This window comes from Clostridium sp. KNHs205 (assembly GCF_000702945.1).
Lineage (GTDB): Bacteria > Bacillota > Clostridia > Lachnospirales > Lachnospiraceae > Anaerocolumna.
Genome location: NZ_JNLE01000005.1, coordinates 1,028,620 through 1,047,049 on the forward strand (window position 1 = coordinate 1,028,620; position 18,430 = coordinate 1,047,049).

At 37.2% G+C, this 18,430-nt stretch carries 10 protein-coding genes and 1 other RNA gene; 1 reads left to right on the top strand and 10 read right to left on the bottom strand.

Going from position 1 to position 18,430, the window contains the following annotated elements:
- Positions 1-34: 34 nt before the first annotated feature.
- From BR73_RS0124015 to BR73_RS29535, 4 genes are all read right to left on the bottom strand, one after another.
- Positions 35-2,416 carry a CDP-glycerol glycerophosphotransferase family protein gene (locus BR73_RS0124015; RefSeq protein WP_033168338.1) on the bottom strand — a complete coding sequence of 794 codons (2,382 nt, stop codon included), beginning with the start codon at positions 2,414-2,416 and terminating at the stop codon, positions 35-37.
- Positions 2,417-2,608: 192 nt separating this feature from the next.
- Entirely contained in the window at positions 2,609-4,981 is a 2,373-nt protein-coding gene (locus BR73_RS0124020; protein ID WP_033168339.1) for an Ig-like domain-containing protein, read from the bottom strand.
- A gap of 730 nt (positions 4,982-5,711) precedes the next feature.
- Positions 5,712-7,196 carry a threonine synthase gene (thrC, locus tag BR73_RS0124025; RefSeq protein ID WP_033168340.1) on the bottom strand — a complete coding sequence of 495 codons (1,485 nt, stop codon included), beginning with the start codon at positions 7,194-7,196 and terminating at the stop codon, positions 5,712-5,714.
- 450 nt (positions 7,197-7,646) lie between these two features.
- Positions 7,647-8,912 (bottom strand): cell wall hydrolase, encoded by a 1,266-nt coding sequence (locus tag BR73_RS29535; RefSeq protein ID WP_051685541.1) that lies wholly within the window; start codon positions 8,910-8,912, stop codon positions 7,647-7,649.
- Between the two features lie 1,135 nt (positions 8,913-10,047).
- Here BR73_RS29535 and BR73_RS0124035 point away from each other — a divergent pair.
- Positions 10,048-10,872, top strand: coding sequence for a hypothetical protein (locus BR73_RS0124035; protein WP_347463548.1), 825 nt, complete (start codon positions 10,048-10,050; stop codon positions 10,870-10,872).
- 165 nt (positions 10,873-11,037) lie between these two features.
- Here the strand turns inward: BR73_RS0124035 and BR73_RS0124040 are convergent, their stop codons facing one another.
- The 6 genes from BR73_RS0124040 to rnpB all read right to left on the bottom strand — a co-directional run bounded on the left by BR73_RS0124040 (position 11,038) and on the right by rnpB (position 18,424).
- Complete coding sequence (locus BR73_RS0124040) at positions 11,038-11,934, bottom strand: ABC transporter permease subunit (protein ID WP_033168342.1); 897 nt, start codon at positions 11,932-11,934, stop codon at positions 11,038-11,040.
- A gap of 2 nt (positions 11,935-11,936) precedes the next feature.
- Positions 11,937-12,863, bottom strand: a complete 927-nt coding sequence (locus tag BR73_RS0124045) for an ABC transporter ATP-binding protein (RefSeq protein ID WP_033168343.1) — start codon at positions 12,861-12,863, stop codon at positions 11,937-11,939.
- 1 nt (position 12,864) lies between these two features.
- Positions 12,865-15,474, bottom strand: coding sequence for a hypothetical protein (locus BR73_RS0124050; protein ID WP_033168344.1), 2,610 nt, complete (start codon positions 15,472-15,474; stop codon positions 12,865-12,867).
- A complete protein-coding gene (locus tag BR73_RS0124055; protein WP_051685542.1) occupies positions 15,471-16,703 on the bottom strand; it encodes a HAMP domain-containing sensor histidine kinase in 1,233 nt (410 codons plus the stop codon). Before BR73_RS0124055 ends, BR73_RS0124050 begins: the two co-directional genes overlap by 4 nt.
- Positions 16,693-17,394, bottom strand: coding sequence for a response regulator transcription factor (locus tag BR73_RS0124060; protein WP_033168345.1), 702 nt, complete (start codon positions 17,392-17,394; stop codon positions 16,693-16,695). The genes BR73_RS0124055 and BR73_RS0124060 overlap by 11 nt, the downstream gene beginning before the upstream one ends.
- 646 nt (positions 17,395-18,040) lie before the next feature.
- An RNA gene (gene rnpB / locus BR73_RS28040) (RNase P RNA component class A) lies at positions 18,041-18,424 on the bottom strand.
- Positions 18,425-18,430 lie beyond the last annotated feature (6 nt).

The window sequence follows — 18,430 nt, forward strand, 5'->3', positions numbered from 1 at the left end:
ATCTATGATTAAATTGTGGCTTTCCTTTCCCAAATTATTCAAAGAGACTTTCAAACTGATTGATTGCACGTTTATTATAAGCGTTATAATCGACATTCATTGCTTTAATTTCGCCCTTCATATAACGTATCATACCTTTCTTCAAGCCTTTTTCGCTCTTTTCTACAAGGCAGCCATTGAACTCTCTTAAAAAGCCCTGAGGTCCTCTTACATCTGTAGACATAGTAGGTATACCTAGCGCATCTGCTTCTAATAAAGTAAGCCCTAACCCTTCATAATGTGAAGATAAAATAAAGAAATCACATTTATTCAATACAGGCATAGGATTCTTCATCGATTTTATGATAATTATATTTGCTTCTGATTCTTTGGCATAATCCAGTGTTTCCTTATAAAGGACACCATGTCCGCCAATAATTATCAGATAAGTACCAGGATAGTCCTTGGAAAACTCTTCATATGCCTTCATAAGCATCATATGCCCTTTCTCCGGCGAAAATCTTCCTATACTGATAAACTTCTTGGCATCGCTGTTTAATATATCTTCTAACTCCGCCTGTGGAATATTGCATTTGGTATCTGCGTCAAAAGCTAAAGGCTGGTTCGCTTTGCTTCTAACCTCAAGATGCGCATGGCAATTATTAACTACTACTATATTATCCTGCTTTTCGCTGATTTTAACCGTAGGCGGAACTATATCCTGGGTAACTACTGCAACTTTGTCATATTTCTGATATGCTGAACGAAGAGTCAGGTAATGCTGATTACCCCTTGTTTTCATCTCAGCAATCATATCATTATGCACATAAATAACCTTTGGTCCTTCAAATCTTTGGAATAAGTTGGTTACTTTATGATCATAACCTGCAAATTGTATCAGTGAATCAATTTTAATTCTACCAAATTGTTTTATAAACTCTCGTTTATATAATCTATCCAGATATTTTTGAACAAACTTATAATCTTTGTTCTTCTTAAAATATAGAACAAAAGCTATAGCTTCCATTATAGTGTAAGCAGCTCCGCTGCTCATTGGAAGAATACCTACCTTATCAGGAATCTGCGATACTCTGGTCGGTGTCTTCTTAAGGGCTGCTTCATTAAAGGTTACGTAATAATTTCTCTTTTCTATATCTATATTATTAAAAAGATTCAGAAGTGAGGAGGTTAAACCATTCTTGGCTAATGCTGAACCAAACATCACCACATTTTCTTTGCCATTCTTTTTAAGTTTTTCTTCCTTACAGACTTTCTCTCCTTTGACTACGTGTTTACAGATACGTTCTGCTGCACCAGCTCTGTCATAGGTACAATATTCCTTTAGAAATGCTGTATCATCGTAATTCTTTGGAGTATTTAATTCATTTATCAATCCCTCTACTGTTTTAACCATAGGGAATGGGAATTCATTCAGAGGTACATAGATACCTCTTTCTTCTAAATAATCTGTTTCATCGTATGCAAATAAAATAATTTTATTTCCAGTGTTGGCATAATCAAAGAAAACACTAGAGTAATCAGTGACCAGACAATCACATATATTCATAAATTCATAGGAATCATATTGATCCGGATAAGGTTTTATATGGGCATAATTACTATAATTCATATTTCTACTTACAAATGGGTGTAATTTGACATAGAATACCTGATTATCAGTAAGCTGCTTGTCCAGGTCTCTCAGATAATAATCCGTAATAGCTAATAAATGGTCCGTATTCTTGCTGGTAACTGTTCCTCTCCAGGTAGGCATATAAATATAGACCTGCTTCCCATCAAGTTCCAATTCTTTTTTAATATTCTGACCGATTTCTTTGTTATAAAATATTGAATTTCTTGGGTACCCTTCATTGAGAATAGTCCCATCATATATCCCTTCCAGAAGATAAGCATCAACCATCTTCTTTTTCATAAACTCATTGGGATAAACCAAATAGTCAGAGAATAGAAAGTTTCGCTGAACATTACCAATAGCATATGCTCTATTATCTACATCTCTACCCATTTTCTTTAAAGGTGTGCCATGCCATGTATTTGTAATAATCTGGCCTTCCTTTTTTATAAAGCTTCTATTAAAAGTTGTATCAGTAAATAAGTATTTAGCAGTGGCTAAATACTTATAATATGCGTAAGAATTTGTTCGTACTAATTTTACATTTTTAATCCCGTAGTTGGACAACTGATTCTGTATACTCTCTTTTTTCTTATTTAATACAGATAAGACTACCTTATAATCCGAATAAACTTCCGTTCTTAATTCACGTAGTATATGGAACATGTTTCCCGCTAAATCGCTGCCGTTCTTTGATTCTATTAAAATAATGCGATTGTTGATTTTTCCATTATAAAAACAGTTGGAATAATAGGAATTTAATAAGATACCTTTACTTCTCTTCCATATAGACTTGAGTTTCATAGAATGTATTTTCTCTCCTTTAGAGGCATATAATTAATATTTACTAATTTATAACTAAATTGAATTCTAACATATATAAATTTAATATGCAATATTTATTAAGGATTCTTAAGGAGTTTCAGCAATAGAAAAACACCCTTCTGTGTAAAACAGAAGGGTGTTTTTATTTAATAATTCACTAAAAGTAAATTATTATTTTAAAGTAATAGATACGTTGTTAGCAAGAGGAACAACAACATCTACTGTATAGCTTCCAATTACTTCAGTTACTGTAACGCTCTTAAGAACAATATAGTTCTGAGCAACAACTGAATCTGTTGCAATAACAGTAAGAGGAGTACCTGATGCATTTTTGATAGTTAATACATCATTAGCAACAGTTACGTCACCTCTAAGTGTACTAGTTACTTTATCTACAGTTACGCTAGGTAATGTCTGAGTATCTGTTACCTGAACATAAGATCTGTAAACATCTGTACCTCTAGTTACTGTAATAGTGTAAAGACCGTTTGCAGCTTTTGTAATTTTATTAGTTGCATCAGCTGTAACTGTGTTGAATGTATAAACGTTCTCTGCACCAGGTGTAAGAGTAGAAACTATACCACCATTTGTAGCTACCTGAACTGCAGCTGTATCATAATCATAGAGTACATTGTTGTTGTAACGTGCAAGCTTGATTGTAACATCTTTAGATGATAAAGAAGTTGAGCTAGTAATCTTAGTGTCTACAGCATTTGTTGATACAATCAGTTTAGTTGTTAAGTTGCTTACATTTACTGTTCCAACATTTTCAACTTTTAATGTAAATCCAGTTTTCTTACCAGCAGCTTCAATTGTGTAGCCATAAGTTCCTGCTGTAGCTCCCTGAGCTGTAAATGTAATTTTACCATTTGCATAGTTTCCTACAGGAGCACCTGCTGTGTTAGGTGTAGCAGTAGCAACTGCACTATAATCGTTTCCATACTGATCTTTAACTGTAACAGCAACAACAGCGGTATCAGTTACAGCAGTAGTATTAGAGATAGTTGCATAAGACTTATCAAGCGCGATAGAACCAGCACTTCTTTCTTTAACAACTGTTACAGGTAATGTAAAGCTAGCTTTTCCTGTTGTAGCAATTACATATGTTGATCCTTCTTTAACAGGATATAATGTTCCATCAGGATCAACAGCTAAAATAGTTGCATCAGCAGGTTTGAAAGTAATATCACTTGCAGCAATATATTTGTTGGAAGAGTTCTTAACATGTAAGTTAATTTTGCTACCAACATCACTTAAAGAAACAGTTGTAACAGCATCTTTTGTCCAGTCAACAGCAGATCCGGAAGCAACGATTGTGTACTTCTCATATGCACCAATTGTAATTTCAGAAGGATCAACTGCAGTTATTGTTCCTTTAGCAGAAACAGTAACTTCTGCTCCATCTTTGTATGTCCAAGTATGGTATGTTACAGTAACAACAGCTGTGTTACCTTTTGCAGTAAGATTAATCTTCTTAACACCATTTACATCTGTAGTGTATCCACCTGATGTTTCAACATCAACAGATACTTTATTGCTATCAACAGATGTCAGTTTAATTCCATTAGCATCAAAGAAATCATACTCGATTTCTGTTTCAACATTGAAAGGAACCTGTGTGGTCTTAATGGAAACAGCAGCTACAGCGCCAACGCTTGCAGTGAATTTGAATTCTTTCTCTGCATAAGTTAAACTGTATTCTGCTTTATCAGATAATGAAAGATAAGTTGTAGCAGTTACAGTCTTACCATCTTCAGAGAAGCTGATTGATTTGATTGCCTGAATAGCATTTGTCTTAGCATCTTTTAAAACAAGATCAGAAGCTTTAACTTTGTCTTTTACATTAGCATTGAATGTTAATGTAATAGCATTCTCAGCAACCTGTTTAGCCTCAGTAACACCTACAGGTACAGTAACCTTTACAGTGTCAACTTTAGTCTTTGTGCTCTTGTTAGCAGAAGCCTTTGTAGCTTTTGCGTAAACAGTAATAGTAGCTTCACCAGCTTCTTTACCAGTTACAACACCACCAGTTAAACCAACTGTAGCAACAGCTTTATCGCTGGATACATAGTTGATAACGTCTGTGGAGTTTGAAGGTGTTAATGCTGCAGCTAATTTCTTTGTCTCACCTGTAGCTAATGTGAAATCATCACCAAGCTCAACAGATGTTGAACGAAGATTAACTGTAAGAGTTTTCTTGAAAGTGTTAAGAACCTTTCCAGTCTTCTTATTTGTAGCTGTAGCTGTGATAGTTACACTACCAGGAGCTTTTGCTGTAACAACACCGGTTGTAGCAGTGATTGTTGCAATTTTTGTATTACTTGATTTCCAAGTATACTTTACTCCAGATTTGATTGTGCTTAAGCTGTAATCAACTTTGGAGCCACCAACGTATAATACAGCTGGTGCTGCGCCGCCGCCCTGCTTAACAATTTTAGTAGCTGTAGCTGCCTGTGCAGAGATACCTGCAGGGCTAAAGCTTGCTACTACTAATGCAAGAGCAAGAGCAGAAGCTAATTTCTTTTTAAAGAAATTTTTCTTCATATTCTTTCTTCCTCCTTAAAATATAGGTTGGTTTGGTATTATATTTTTCAATATAATCATTCCAATAACAAGACGATTATAACAATAATTAGATAAAAGGTCAAGTCCTTTTAGCTATAATTTTACTTTTATGTAACCCCGTACATTAGGCTTAAAAACTGGGTTTTGCCTTATTTTTGACACAATCGGGAGTTCCTTACTATTTACTCCTTCTTTATCATATATGGCTTTATTTCCCAATTCAGCACTTGGCTACTTTCCATATCTTGTTATACCTTTATGGTTTGATTATACCAAAGTTCCGGATGCAAACTTTATTTGAAGTTTTGTGTCTCGTGAACTCTAGGTATATAATGCACTTTGTTTATGTCAATTTTATGTCATGCATTTGTCACAAATGGCTTTTTTTCAGGTGTTTTCATGTTCTTACCAACTTTTATAGATTCATGCATTTCAGGAAAAATATAGAAAATGCCCCAGAATTAAATTTGTTTTCTGCAGCATTTTCTATCTTATATAGTATTATTGAATAGAGAGGCAATACTATTTTTATATTATATCTATGGCTACAGCCTTAATCATTAAACGAATCAATTCCGTATCCTCTTAAAATAATATATGCCTCATCACACGAAATAAAAAAACAAAAAAATAAACAAAGCCATTTATTTAAGCCCCAAAATGGTCCTATAATAAATGTTGTGGTGTGTAAAATTATATACCGTTACAGTTATTTCAATATTCCCTCAACCACTTCCTGCATCTCCTCCGTCTTACACACCCTGTCATGAAGTACTTTGGCACTTCTGATTTCTTCGATAGCTGCTGGTACACTTACACCGGAGATTCTGCTAAGCTCATCCACCAATTCAAAATCTCCAAGACTACCGTACTTCGGATCTATGGCTTCCATAACACTTCTGGTGAATTTATAAGGACTCGCCGTTGATGCAATGATTACCTTTGTGTTATCAGAACTCTCTTCCTGATACCTCTCATATACAGAGGCACCTACTGCTGTATGGGTATCCAGTACATAACCTGTCTTCTCATAAACTGCCTTAATCGTCTCTGCTGTCTGAGCCTCTGTAGCAAAACCACCTGTGATACCGTCCATATTCAATTTCATTTCCGGCGTTATCACATACTCTCCTTCTTTAGACAATCCATTCATGAGCGCTAATGTCTTTTCACTATCCCTCCCTGCTGCCAGGTAGAGCAATCTTTCCAGGTTACTGGAGATCAAGATATCCATTGAAGGCGATGAAGTAAGGATGAATTCTCTCTTTCGGTTATATATCCCTGTATCAAAGAAATCAAACAATACCTTATTCTCATTGGATGCACACACCAGCTTATTTAGTGGCACTCCCATCTCTTTTGCAAAATAAGCCGCTAAGATATTTCCAAAGTTACCGGTAGGCACAGACACATTAATCTTCTCACCTTCCGTAATAACACCTTTTTTTAACAGGCTGGCATAAGCATATACGTAATAAACAATCTGCGGAACCAGACGGCCGATGTTGATGGAATTAGCAGAAGAAAAGACATATCCTTTTGCTTTCAGACTTTCTGCCAGTGCTTTATTATTAAACATTGCCTTCACACCATTCTGAGCATCATCAAAGTTTCCGTCAATTCCGACAACATAGGTATTATCCCCTTTCTGGGTCACCATCTGCTTCTCCTGTATCGGGCTGACACCATCCTTGGGATAAAATACAATGATTTTTGTTCCGGGGACTTCAGCAAACCCTGCAAGGGCTGCTTTACCCGTATCTCCTGAGGTAGCGGTCAGTATTACGATTTCATCCGTCACCTGATTCTTTTTTGCGGCAGTGGTCAGAAGATGCGGCAGTATTGATAGGGCCATATCTTTAAATGCAATGGTGGAGCCATGAAAGAGCTCCAGGTAATAGAACCCGCCGGCTTCCTTTAACGGTGCAATTTCAGTTGTATCAAATTTCTCATCATAAGCATTGCTTATGCAGCTTTTTAGTTCTTCTTCCGTAAAATCAGTAAAATATAATTTCATCACCTCATAAGCAGTCTGCTGATAGGTCATGTTACTAAGTTCCTTTAAAGAAACTTTTAATGCCGGTATGCTTTCAGGTACAAACAAACCACCGTCCTCAGCCAGTCCTTTCAAGATTGCCTGAGATGCCGTTATAGGAGCCGTATTGCTGCGAGTGCTTTGATACAAAAGATTCATAGTTTTCCTCCATCTGTGCATTTATTATATATTCAAATACTTAGCCTGTGATACAGCAAGTAATTTTATCGTAATAAAAATTTATGATTACAATTATAGGTTGAGCCTATAAGAAGCTGTCAAATATACGTAATTATCATATATACATAACTATCATATACGAATTGATGTTTAAGTATGCAATTATAAAAATTCATTATAAACTCTTATTTTCGTTGTATTATATCATTTAAACCACTGATGTACAATACCTTACTAAAGTAAAATAACGGTATAAATTAAACGGACACAAAAAAAGACGCTCAGAAAAGTGTATCATCACTTTCCTGAGTGTCCTCTTTTTCTCCTGTTCTATTGGTTGAATCCCCTTACACCTATTCCTGCACTACACCACTAAGTTTTATCTCTTAGCAGAATAAAGCTTACGAACTGACGTCTCGGTTAATTCAATTATTTGAAGAACTCATGTCCTCCGTACTTGAACAGGTATGTTAGGTGGCGGTCAAACCAGCTCATGCTGTTTTTATCGGCTCTTATTCTCGCCGAGAAATACAGCGCCCCTTGGGAGTAGTCTTCTCCCTGCAGTACACGATTGACTGCTTTTTTGGTACTTTCCGATATTTTCACGGAATAATATCTTCCGTCTTTTATCGGCGAAAACTGATAGGTGCTGCCGCTTCTTTGAAATACAACGGCTTTTACCGAATCAGGGAAATCCTTATTTTTAACTCTATTCAGGATGACGTTTGCGACCAACATCTTTCCTTTTATGTCCTCACCTGTTGCTTCAGCTTCAACGATTCTTTGAAGAACTCCAGTATCTTCTTCACTTAACTTGATTTTGTTTTCTGTTTTCTTTGCAGTATCTTTAATGGTTTTCTCTTTGGTTGAACTACTATCAACCTTACTTTTTGCAGCTGCCTGAACTGCTTTTTTCGAACTAGTGTCTTTTGTCTCTGTTACGCTTGCATCTGTTTCTTTCTTCGCTGCTGCGGCTTTTTTTACCGCAGTTGTTTTCTCTGTCTCTGTTGCTTTTTTATCAGTATTCTCAGTATTCTCAGTTTTCTCTGCTTCCTTTTCTGAAGCTGTATTCATTCTCTCAGCCGCCTTGTCTAATGCCGCATTCTTTTCTGTTGTAATTGCTTCAGCTGTTTTCTTTTCTGCTGCCATTATCTCAGTAAAGCTGCTTAGGTTGTCCGAGTTTTCTTCTGCCTGTAAACTGATTATATCTTCATTTGTCAACAGATTTAAGTTGGTTGTTATACTTAATTTCGATGCAAGGCTATTTTCTGCCGCTTTTTTTTCTTCTGCCATTAATAATTTGTCTGCTGTAATATCAGAATCGTTTTTTGCTTTTTTGGTTATCATGCTGTGCATGAAGGAAACATAAGGATTTACGTACTGGGTACCATAGGCTTCTAAACCGCCTTGTACAATGTACCCCTTAAAATATATAGGATTCATTCGTACAATTGCTTCTATCGCTGTTTCTTCGCCTACCTCTTCCGACTCCTTATTGGAATTTCCCGAAGTATAAACAGGAGCTTCCGTTCTGCTGGAATGTTCGTAGATAGTATCCGGGCTCAGTATCAGAAAGCATGAAAGGGCAGCATAAAGTACTACTGCTGTGATTCCCGCTTTACTTCTGCCGGAGAGTGGTAACATATCTTTTACCGGCTTAAGAGCCCTTTGAAGAAACGAGTGTATTTTTAGCATATATACATCCTCTTTTCTTTTTTGATCTTATTCCAATAAAATATCGTCTTTGTTATTCTATTGTCATAAATAGTCTGTGGACTGTTAACCGCTTAAAAGAATCACAGGCATTGTTTTCCGTTAAGAGGTTCTCATGAATTATATCATCTCGCCTTTTACTGTCAATAACTCTATGCAAACTTTGGAAGAAACGATAACCTTATTCAGGTCCATTTTCTCTTCATCTATCTTTATGCATAATATGTTCTTCTTTTAAGCATCCTCTTTTGTGCATTGCGCACAAACATTTTTTAACTAAATGTTAAGGACTTATTAAATATTTTAAACCATTTTTGGTACATTATTCATGATTGACATGATTTTTTTCTTTTTCGCACTCTAAAATCCCGTATTTTGTGGGTTTAGAGGCTTGTATATTGTTACATTTGTATTAATCTCGTTAATATTTATGTAATATTTAATATATGGCAGATGCTTCTCTTATCCCGCCCAATTATAGCTATTCAAGATATTCTTTACCTCCTCTCTTATCTTTTCTAATTTTCTATTTTGATAGAACAAACTTTCTCCTAAGCACCCTACACTCTTACTACATTTGCCTTATTGATTTTAGGAGTTTCTTCTTATACAATAAGTATAGCTATAAAGCTTATGTACACTTCATATTATTTCCCATTTTTTAACTTTCATACATGTACATTTGTATGGTATTATACCGGAATCATAATTTTTCTCTAAGAACTTGAAAACTAAAAGTTTCAGAAATATAAAATTAAAAACTAATATCAAACAAACAATAGAGAAAAGAAACCATAAGTAAACAATGAAAAAGAAAGAAGCATTAGAAAACATAACAAAAGTGAACCATTAGAAACATCATAAAAGAATGAGCCATTAGTAAACATCTCAAAAGAATAAACCATTAGAAAACATCTCAAAAGAATAAACCATATAGAAACATCACAAAAAGTAGAAAAATGCAAAGAAAAACATCAGAATAAAGTTCCCCCAATAAAAAGCATCATTGAAAATATCACATCACTGGTGCTGTACAGCCTCACTCTTAGTTGCGACTTTACACTACCCAATCTCGACAACAGAAAGCTGTAATTAATTTTTTTACATAAATCAGGAGGTGAAATCTTTGTCATCAAATCAGGGTTTAACAAAGGCATGTAAGAAAAATGGCGAAGTTTATTACCGGGCTGGAATTACTTATCGAAATAAGCACATCAGCCTTGGCAGTTTTAACGATATCACCTTGGGGAACAAAGCTTATGAAACAGCAAATGCTATTCTTAGGGAAGGAATGTATACACTTTCCGATTATGACAAAGCTTTCGGACTTCCTTTTGAGAAATGGGTTATTTTGATAAATTACAGGGATAATGGTATTTATATCAGGAATCCTATCTATCTTCGAAAGAATTACTTCTTATATTATATAGGAAAAGATAATTTTTATCTTTTTGATACGGACGATTTATTTTATTATGGTCATCACAAAATAATGATTCGTGGAGGCCATCTTTTTGTATCAGATTATGGTATGCAGGTTAGCATCCTCTCCCGTTATGGCATTAAGAATTATGCTGTTGCAGGCAAGGATTATAGATTTATCAATGGAAATGAACACGATTTAAGGTATAGTAATATAGAAGTAATCAATCAATACCATGGAGTTTCTTTCTCTAAATGGAAAGGACAGCCATGTTATGTTGCGAAAATCCATATAGAAGGCGATTATGTTGTAGGTCGTTATCCTACCGAAAAGGAAGCAGCCATAGCTTATAACAAAGCGGCTGATACCTTAAGACGCAGTGGCTTTTTGAAAAACTTTCCGATAAATTATGTAGCAGAGGCTGATGAGATTGAGTATGCTAAGCTTTATCACAAATTAAGGATTTCCAGAAATATCCGAATGTTTGCAGAGAATTTCAAAGAAAGGGCTGATAAGTAACTATTTTTAAGTTAATTTCTAAGAATTTAAAAAAAAGTTAAAAAAACACTACCTTTTTTATTTTTATATGTTATAATGAATATATATTATTCTTCTTCCATTTTCATATTCCAGAAATTAGCCATCGGTTACCTGCTCTCAGGAAGCCGATGGCTATTTTATTCTTCATCTTTTTCCTCTGCAGGGATTGAGGATTGCAGTTGATATGACCAATAATAAAATTGCTATTATAAGCTGTATTGCTGAACTTAGAGGAAACCAGATGTTTCTTAATGCCGGTGAAACACTTCCCACATGATCAAACAGATACGATACCTGGGTTGCTATTCCCGTCTGGTCTTTTAATACAGATAGAAAGTTAACTACAGGGTTGACCAATAATAGCAGCATCCAGTTTCCTATATCTGCCTGTACATATGAGGTTGCATTGTCCAGTGTATTGTTCAGATGCATTTGCATAATAAAATGAATTCCCATGGTTATTCCTATTGTTCCAAAGCTCAATATCAGAACACTTCCAAAGGTTCCCACTGTTGCAGAGGTGGATTTCTTAAACAATACGGAGAAAAATATTCCGATACTCCCCAAATAGACAGCTGTTATAATAATCAAAAGCAGGAACTCTGCCATATCTCTCAGAGTTATACCGCCTATTGTAAATACCAGCGCCATTACCGGCAGGCTGGTAAAGGTCAGGAACAGCATCATACTAATAGAAGAAAGAAGTTTTCCTCTTATTATAGAGCCTGCGGTTAATTTGGTAGTTAAAAGTATTTCCAGGGTCTGCCTTTCCCTTTCTCCGGAAACAGAACCTGCGGTTACTGCCGGCACCACCAGCATCAGCAAGAAGAATTCAACAGCAGTTATTATCGTATAGATTTCCAGAACATCTGAATATTGTACGCTGCCACCAAGTCCCTGTTTGTATTCAAAGGTCAGATACAATGTCAGCAGCCCGAACAGGGATAGCAGTCCGTTAAAAGCAAATATGATAAGATAGGTCTTAAAGCTTCTGGCATTTGTTCTTAGTTCTTTTTGGTATACCGGATTTACTCTAAGCATAATCAACTTCCCTCCTCATGGGTTATTTGCAGAAACAGAGCTTCCAGGCTGCTCTCTTCTCTTGCGAAAGAGGATATGACTCCTCCTCCCTGTATGATAGAAGTAAGCAGCGCTGCTTCTTCTTCCTGATTTCCCGTAAACAACAGGCTCACTACATTCTCAAGAATCGTTATCTTTTTCGTAAAAGGGTTATCCCTTATAACTCTTACCGTTGCCTCCTGATTATCTACCATTCGCAAGACGATAGGTCTGGTACTGCCTCTTGCTGAGGTAATCTCTTCAATGGAGCCGGAGAGGACCAGTTTCCCTTTTTCAATAATCCCGGCGTGTGTGCAGATTTGCGCCAGCTCGGGTAGTATATGGGAGCTGATAAGTATTGTCATTCCTTCTGCACTGAGCCTTCTTAATATATCCTTCATGATTACTCTTGCCCTGGGATCCAGACCGGAAGCAGGTTCATCCAGTATCAGCAGTCTGGGTCCATGCACCAGACATCTGGCAAGACAGAGCCTTTGCTTCATTCCACGTGACAGACTGTCAACATAGTTGTCATATTGGTCCTTTAGCTGGACAGAATCCAGAAGCTCCATGCACAAGGTTCTGGCTTCTTTTCCTGTAATACCGTATATTGAAGCATAAAACTCCATGTATTCAATGGTCTTCAGATTATCATATACACCGAAGAAATCCGGCATATAACCGATTCTTTTCTTAAGTTCTCTGTTATTCTCTAAGGCATTGATACCATCTATAACTACTTCACCAGAATCTGCTTTCATTAACCCGGCACAGATTTTCATGGTAGTGGTTTTTCCTGCCCCATTTGGTCCGACAAAGCCATAGATTTCTCCCGGCCTAATTTTAAGGTCCAGCTGGTCCAAGGCCAAATATTTGCCGTAGCTTTTTGTCAGTTTATGAATTGTTAACAATTTAATCAGCCTCCTTCCAATAGGAAATATGAGGTAAGACCACCTGATACTCCTGTAAAGAAGATTCCTGTCTGTAGCGAACGGTTAAGATATTATCTTCTGTAAGATAATCTGATGCTTTAATATCTATATCATAGATACCGTTAAATACTTCTTCATATCTTCCTGTATCCACATTCAAAAAGAATACACTTCCTCCAAAATTCTGAGTATATTTACTTAACACCTTCAGGTTCTGTGCTTTTGCAAAACTGAAATTTATGATTTTCTCCTCCGCTGGGAACTGATAGGTATGAATGATGCTGTCATTTGTCATATATCTGCCGGCATAATATCCATTCATTTTCATACCCTCTGCCTGAATATTATTATCTATGGTATACACATATTCTTTATCTGCCAGATGATGATCCACCTTAACAGGCAATTTAACAAGGGTAGTGCCTTCAGTCTTCATAACAGAAGATATTTGAGACAGCAGCTGATCACCTTCTTCTGCAGTCTGGTTGCTCTCCTGTCCGTTTTCTTTTAATCCGATAATACAATTGGAATATTCACCCTGTGTAAAATTATATTCCACCATTAGAGATATCAGTTGATTCAGCCTGGTATTTTCATTTCCGTCTTTTCCTTCTTCCGACAACTCTGTCATCCCTTTAATCAAGGAAGTACTATATAAATCATCGATGGACAGCAGATATGTCCCCTTCTCATTCCTTAAATTAATCTCCTGACCTTTTTTCAGATATCCAATATCGATTAATCTGCCATCACATATCAATATGGCATTGCTGATGTCATAATCGTAGTCATTTCTTAAGGTACCGTTTATTCCGCTGCCGGTATGGGTCAGCTGCCCACTAATACTCTCTCCCTCTTTCGTTGTTTGAAAGATTCCTTGAAAATACACCGGGTTAAATGCCGGATTATTTGTTACAGTCAGTTGTACTCCTTTACTTTCATAGCGAATAATCTTATCTGCATTGTCAAAGTCTGCCTTGGTCTCCAGACTATTTTCGGTTATATAAGGATTTGCATTTGTCATTTCCACAAGGTTAAATCTTCTGGTAAGATTCAATGTATAATCATAGTTATTTGGCATTGTCAGGGATAGGTCAATTTTGTCCATACCGGCATCTGTATAATCCTGAATTCGTATATACTCAGCATAAGGTTTTGTAATTCTTGTCTTTGTCCCTGCTACATAAATTATTATAGTGAAAACAACTACCATGACCGATACAATTATCAGTCCCATTCCCTGCTTCTTTTTCTTCTTAAGATAAAAGTAGGTAACAGGGCCGCTTATCAGCAGGTACACTGCAATTATGATAAAATATTTATAGGTGGCCGGAACTAATTTTTCCTTTGCGGAAGCAATGGAGTTCATCAATCCATCTGTCATATACCAGCCATAATACTCATTATCCAGCTGTAGATTGTTGTCTTCGCTTATATGCTCCGTTATCTGACTTATTATGGATAAGGCAATTGATTCCTTCTCCTCTGCCAGCCCTAAATCAAAGGCAAACAGTTGAACTCTGCCGCTACTAACCTTTGAGCATAACAGCAAGTCTCTGCCAGCTTCTTTTATCAAGCTCCTTCCACCGTCCAACCCAATGGTTGTAATCTGCTTTGCCGTGACTGTTTTTTGTAAGCCTGAAATCTTTTCCTCCGACAATTCCCTCTTTCTATACTCCAAATCCAATCCTGTTATAATTTCAGTCAGATTCTTCTTATTTCCCGAAGAAATCAGCCGCTGGTTACGCTCTGATAATTCTAATAAGAACATTCTTCTGCTCTTCTGGCAATCGAGAATATGCTGCTTTAAACCTTTTAGATCCTCTTCCTTTGAGAGCAGGCTTATATTCACAGCCTCGGTCTCATTTCCAAAAGCTATCTGAAAGTTCTTAAAAACCTCACTTACTTCCCTGTTATAATTGCCCGCACCCAAAACAAGTGTCCCCCCATTATTTACCCAGGTGGTGATTGCCTGAACCTGTTCCGTACTAAGCTTTGAAACATTAAAATTGTTGATAATCAGCACATCAAGCAGATCGAGTCCAAGGGGATTATCTGATAAGGTATCTTCCGTCAGATAAAACGTCTTTAGATTCAATCGTTCCAGATAAGCAAGATTTTCTCTCTCATCTGTCAAAACGCCTGCATAAACAAGCTTATCATAATTACCAAAGGAAAGCTGATAGGTATGTTCCAGAACGGTGCTCTTTTTACTCAGTAATTTTACCTGCAGATACCCTGTGTCATCTACTATAGGAAGTACCAGCGATACCTTTTTGGTTTCCCCCGGCCTGACCGTGACTTCTTCCTGATATAAGGTATTATCTGTGGATTTTGGAACCATAACCTGGAAAACTCCCGTAAAGGACCTTTCTCCGCTATTTTCAATTTCACCTGACACGAGAGAATACCGGCCATATTTCACCTTATTGTCATAGCCATAATTTACAGACATACTAATTTTGTATTTATCATTTGTTAAGAGCTGTCCATCCTCTACTTTCGCTCCTATTGCATTTTGAGGCGACACAAAAAAACATATCAGTAACAGACTGATAGAAAATGCCAGTATAACCTTTCTGCCCGTCATCCTTTCACCTCTTCCGTCTTAGGCAGTATATCAGCTTTTGGCAGAATAACCACAAACACCGTACCGTCATGGTCACTGCGTGCACTGATACTGCCGCCATGCATGACTATGATGTTCTTTACTATGGCAAGACCCAGACCGGTACCTCCCGTTTCACTGGATCTTGACTCCTCCAGCCGGTAAAAACGTTCAAATATCGCTTCAATATCCTTTTCCGGAATTAATTTTCCGTAATTAATTACCGATATTTCTATTGTATCCAGGTGCTCCAGAATCTCAATCTGGACACTCTTACCATCCCTGCCATATTTAATTGCATTATCTATGAGGTTAGCAAAAGCTCTGGCTAAAAGGTTACCATCTCCCCAGGCGGAAACCGAAGGGGTATTGGCTCTGAATTCATATTGCAGATTACTTTCCTGAAAACTCGGATAAAATTCCTCAGCCAGCTGTTCCACAAATTTGACCATATCTATAGGACCTGCCTCCAGAGTCACTTCACCGGAACTGAATTTGGTATAGGCAAATAAATCCTCTATAAGCTTCTCAAGCCGTTTTGACTTGGTGTAAGCAATCTCTACATAGTGTTTCTTGACCTCCATATTAATGTTATTCTCACCCTGGACCAAATCCAGGTATCCTATTATGGATGTAAGAGGAGTTCGCAGATCATGAGCAACACTTGTAATTAATTGATTCTTCGTATTTTCGCTCTTTCTCTCGTTCTCTATAATACGCCGGATGTCTCCGCCCATCTGATTGATACGGTCTGCTATCAATGCGAACTCATCATCATTGTCTATGGTTATTCTGGTATCAAAATTACCGGAGGAGATAGCTGTGATACCACCTGCTATTCTCTCGATATACACAGCGAATTTTCTGGTAAGCAGTAAAAAATATCCCATAAACAGTATGATTCCTATTGCTATTGCAATTACCGTTACCATAGCAATCATACCTTTGGTAGTTCCGCCCTCCAGGGTGGGACTTATTTGCTCTGCCGTATATCTGTTGTACAAGCTGTTATTCTGTATTAAATTGCTGTTGCTGCCGAGGGAAGCTCCGCCCTGAAGGTCACCGGGGATATCTGTTTTCCCGCCTGTCATATAATAAACAATGTAAATGCCAAAAAATATAACCGCTTCTGTTAATAGGGCATACACCAGACTTAACAGGCTATACAGGACTATTTCAAAACGAAAGCTCTTAAAAATACTATTTCTCAATTTTGTATCCTACTCCCCATACTGTTTTGATTATTTGCGCATTTCTGGAATCCATCTCTATCTTTTCCCTGAGTCTTCTGATATGCACCATCACTGTATTATTAGCCTCATACATCTTTTCATTCCACACTCTTTCAAAGATTTCATCGGTGGAAAAGACTCTGCCCGGATTGCTTGCCAAAAGATACAATATATCAAATTCAATAGGTGTCAGTTTAACATCCCTGCCATATGAAACAACCCTGTGATCCTCTTTGTTGATTACCAGATGATTAATGGCTATTTCCTTGTCTGCTTTATCTTCGTGAGAACTGGGATTGAACTTTGTAAACCGCCTGAGCTGGGATTTCACTCTGGCCGTAAGCTCCAGGGGATTAAAAGGTTTGATTACATAATCATCAGCACCTGTTCCAAGCCCTATGATCTTATCCAGGTCAGCTGACTTGGCACTGAGCATAATAATAGGTATGGTACTGGTCTCCCTTATTGTCTTACACATACTAAGCCCATCGGTTCCTGGCATCATGATATCCAATATAATTAATTTGATATCTTCTTTTTTCAAGATATCATAACCTTCTTTTGCATTAAACGCTTTAAAAACCTGATAACCGTCTCCGATTAAATGTATTTCCACCAGTTCAGCAATTTCTCTGTCGTCATCCACAACTAAAATGCTTGTCTGTTCCATTCTGATCTTCCTTTCTTTGAATCTTTTTACTATTCGAACACCCTACGGTATTGCATGGCCTTTTTCTATGGATTTGTTCCAGGACTTTTATACTCCATTGCTTATATGCTATGGCTTTTATTCCATGGCTTTTAATTCTAAAGCTTTTATTCCATGGTTATTATTCTATAGCTTTAATTCTATGGTTTTAACTTTTGATTCCATAGTTTTTAATCCTTGGCTTTTAATTCTATTGCTTTAGATACAAGTCCCATACTTTATCCATAATGCTCTGTTTCATATAAGTTAAGCTTTAGTTTAACCTTTATTTCCTGCAAAAATGCCAATACATGTTTGAGAACTCTACTGACCTCCCACTTTGGGGTGTCTGTGCAGCACTTAGAAACACCGCACCGCTGCCTCCAAAAATTGTGCCTTGCTTTCTGTACAGATTACAACAAACCGGAACACTCAGTCTTGTACAAGCAGTTTCAACGCCTTGTCTTTTCACTTAATTATTCATATAATGGTCACAAACTTTCCTTCAACTTATATATCACTATCTATGTTCACTCTAACATAGTTTATATGAAAAAGTCTTTACTTTTTTCTTAAAACTAAAATAAGCTGCTGCAAAATAGTCACTTAGGAACTATTCTACACCAGCTGTATGAGCAGCACTATAAGCCGAGTTCTGTATCAAATGGTCATCTATCTTTGCCACATGTTACCATGTGGCTCGCCGTAAGCGCCAGGAAATCCTGGTCTTATCAGCTGCGACCTACCCAAAAGCACGACGGGCCGCCGTATCGCTTTTCATTCGGTCTTGCTTCGAGTGGGGTTTACATATGCCCTGTGTGTTACCACCCAGGCGGTGGGCTCTTACTCCACCATTCCACCCTTACCGGGAAATCCCGGCGGTATATTTCTATTGCACTTTCCTTAGAGTCGCCTCCACCGGACGTTATCCGGCACTCTGCCCTGCGAAGCTCGGACTTTCCTCACCTATGGCCTTTCGGCAGCTTATAGGCGCGACCATCTGTGCTACTCACAATTT

Bases quoted from the DNA above. Each gene is read 5' to 3' on its own strand.
- BR73_RS0124015 (WP_033168338.1), bottom strand. From the start codon at position 2,416: ATGAAACTCAAGTCTATATGGAAGAGAAGTAAAGGTATCTTATTAAAT.
- BR73_RS0124020 (WP_033168339.1), bottom strand. From the start codon at position 4,981: ATGAAGAAAAATTTCTTTAAAAAGAAATTAGCTTCTGCTCTTGCTCTT.
- thrC (WP_033168340.1), bottom strand. From the start codon at position 7,196: ATGAATCTTTTGTATCAAAGCACTCGCAGCAATACGGCTCCTATAACG.
- BR73_RS29535 (WP_051685541.1), bottom strand. From the start codon at position 8,912: ATGCTAAAAATACACTCGTTTCTTCAAAGGGCTCTTAAGCCGGTAAAA.
- BR73_RS0124040 (WP_033168342.1), bottom strand. From the start codon at position 11,934: ATGCTTAGAGTAAATCCGGTATACCAAAAAGAACTAAGAACAAATGCC.
- BR73_RS0124050 (WP_033168344.1), bottom strand. From the start codon at position 15,474: ATGACGGGCAGAAAGGTTATACTGGCATTTTCTATCAGTCTGTTACTG.
- BR73_RS0124060 (WP_033168345.1), bottom strand. From the start codon at position 17,394: ATGGAACAGACAAGCATTTTAGTTGTGGATGACGACAGAGAAATTGCT.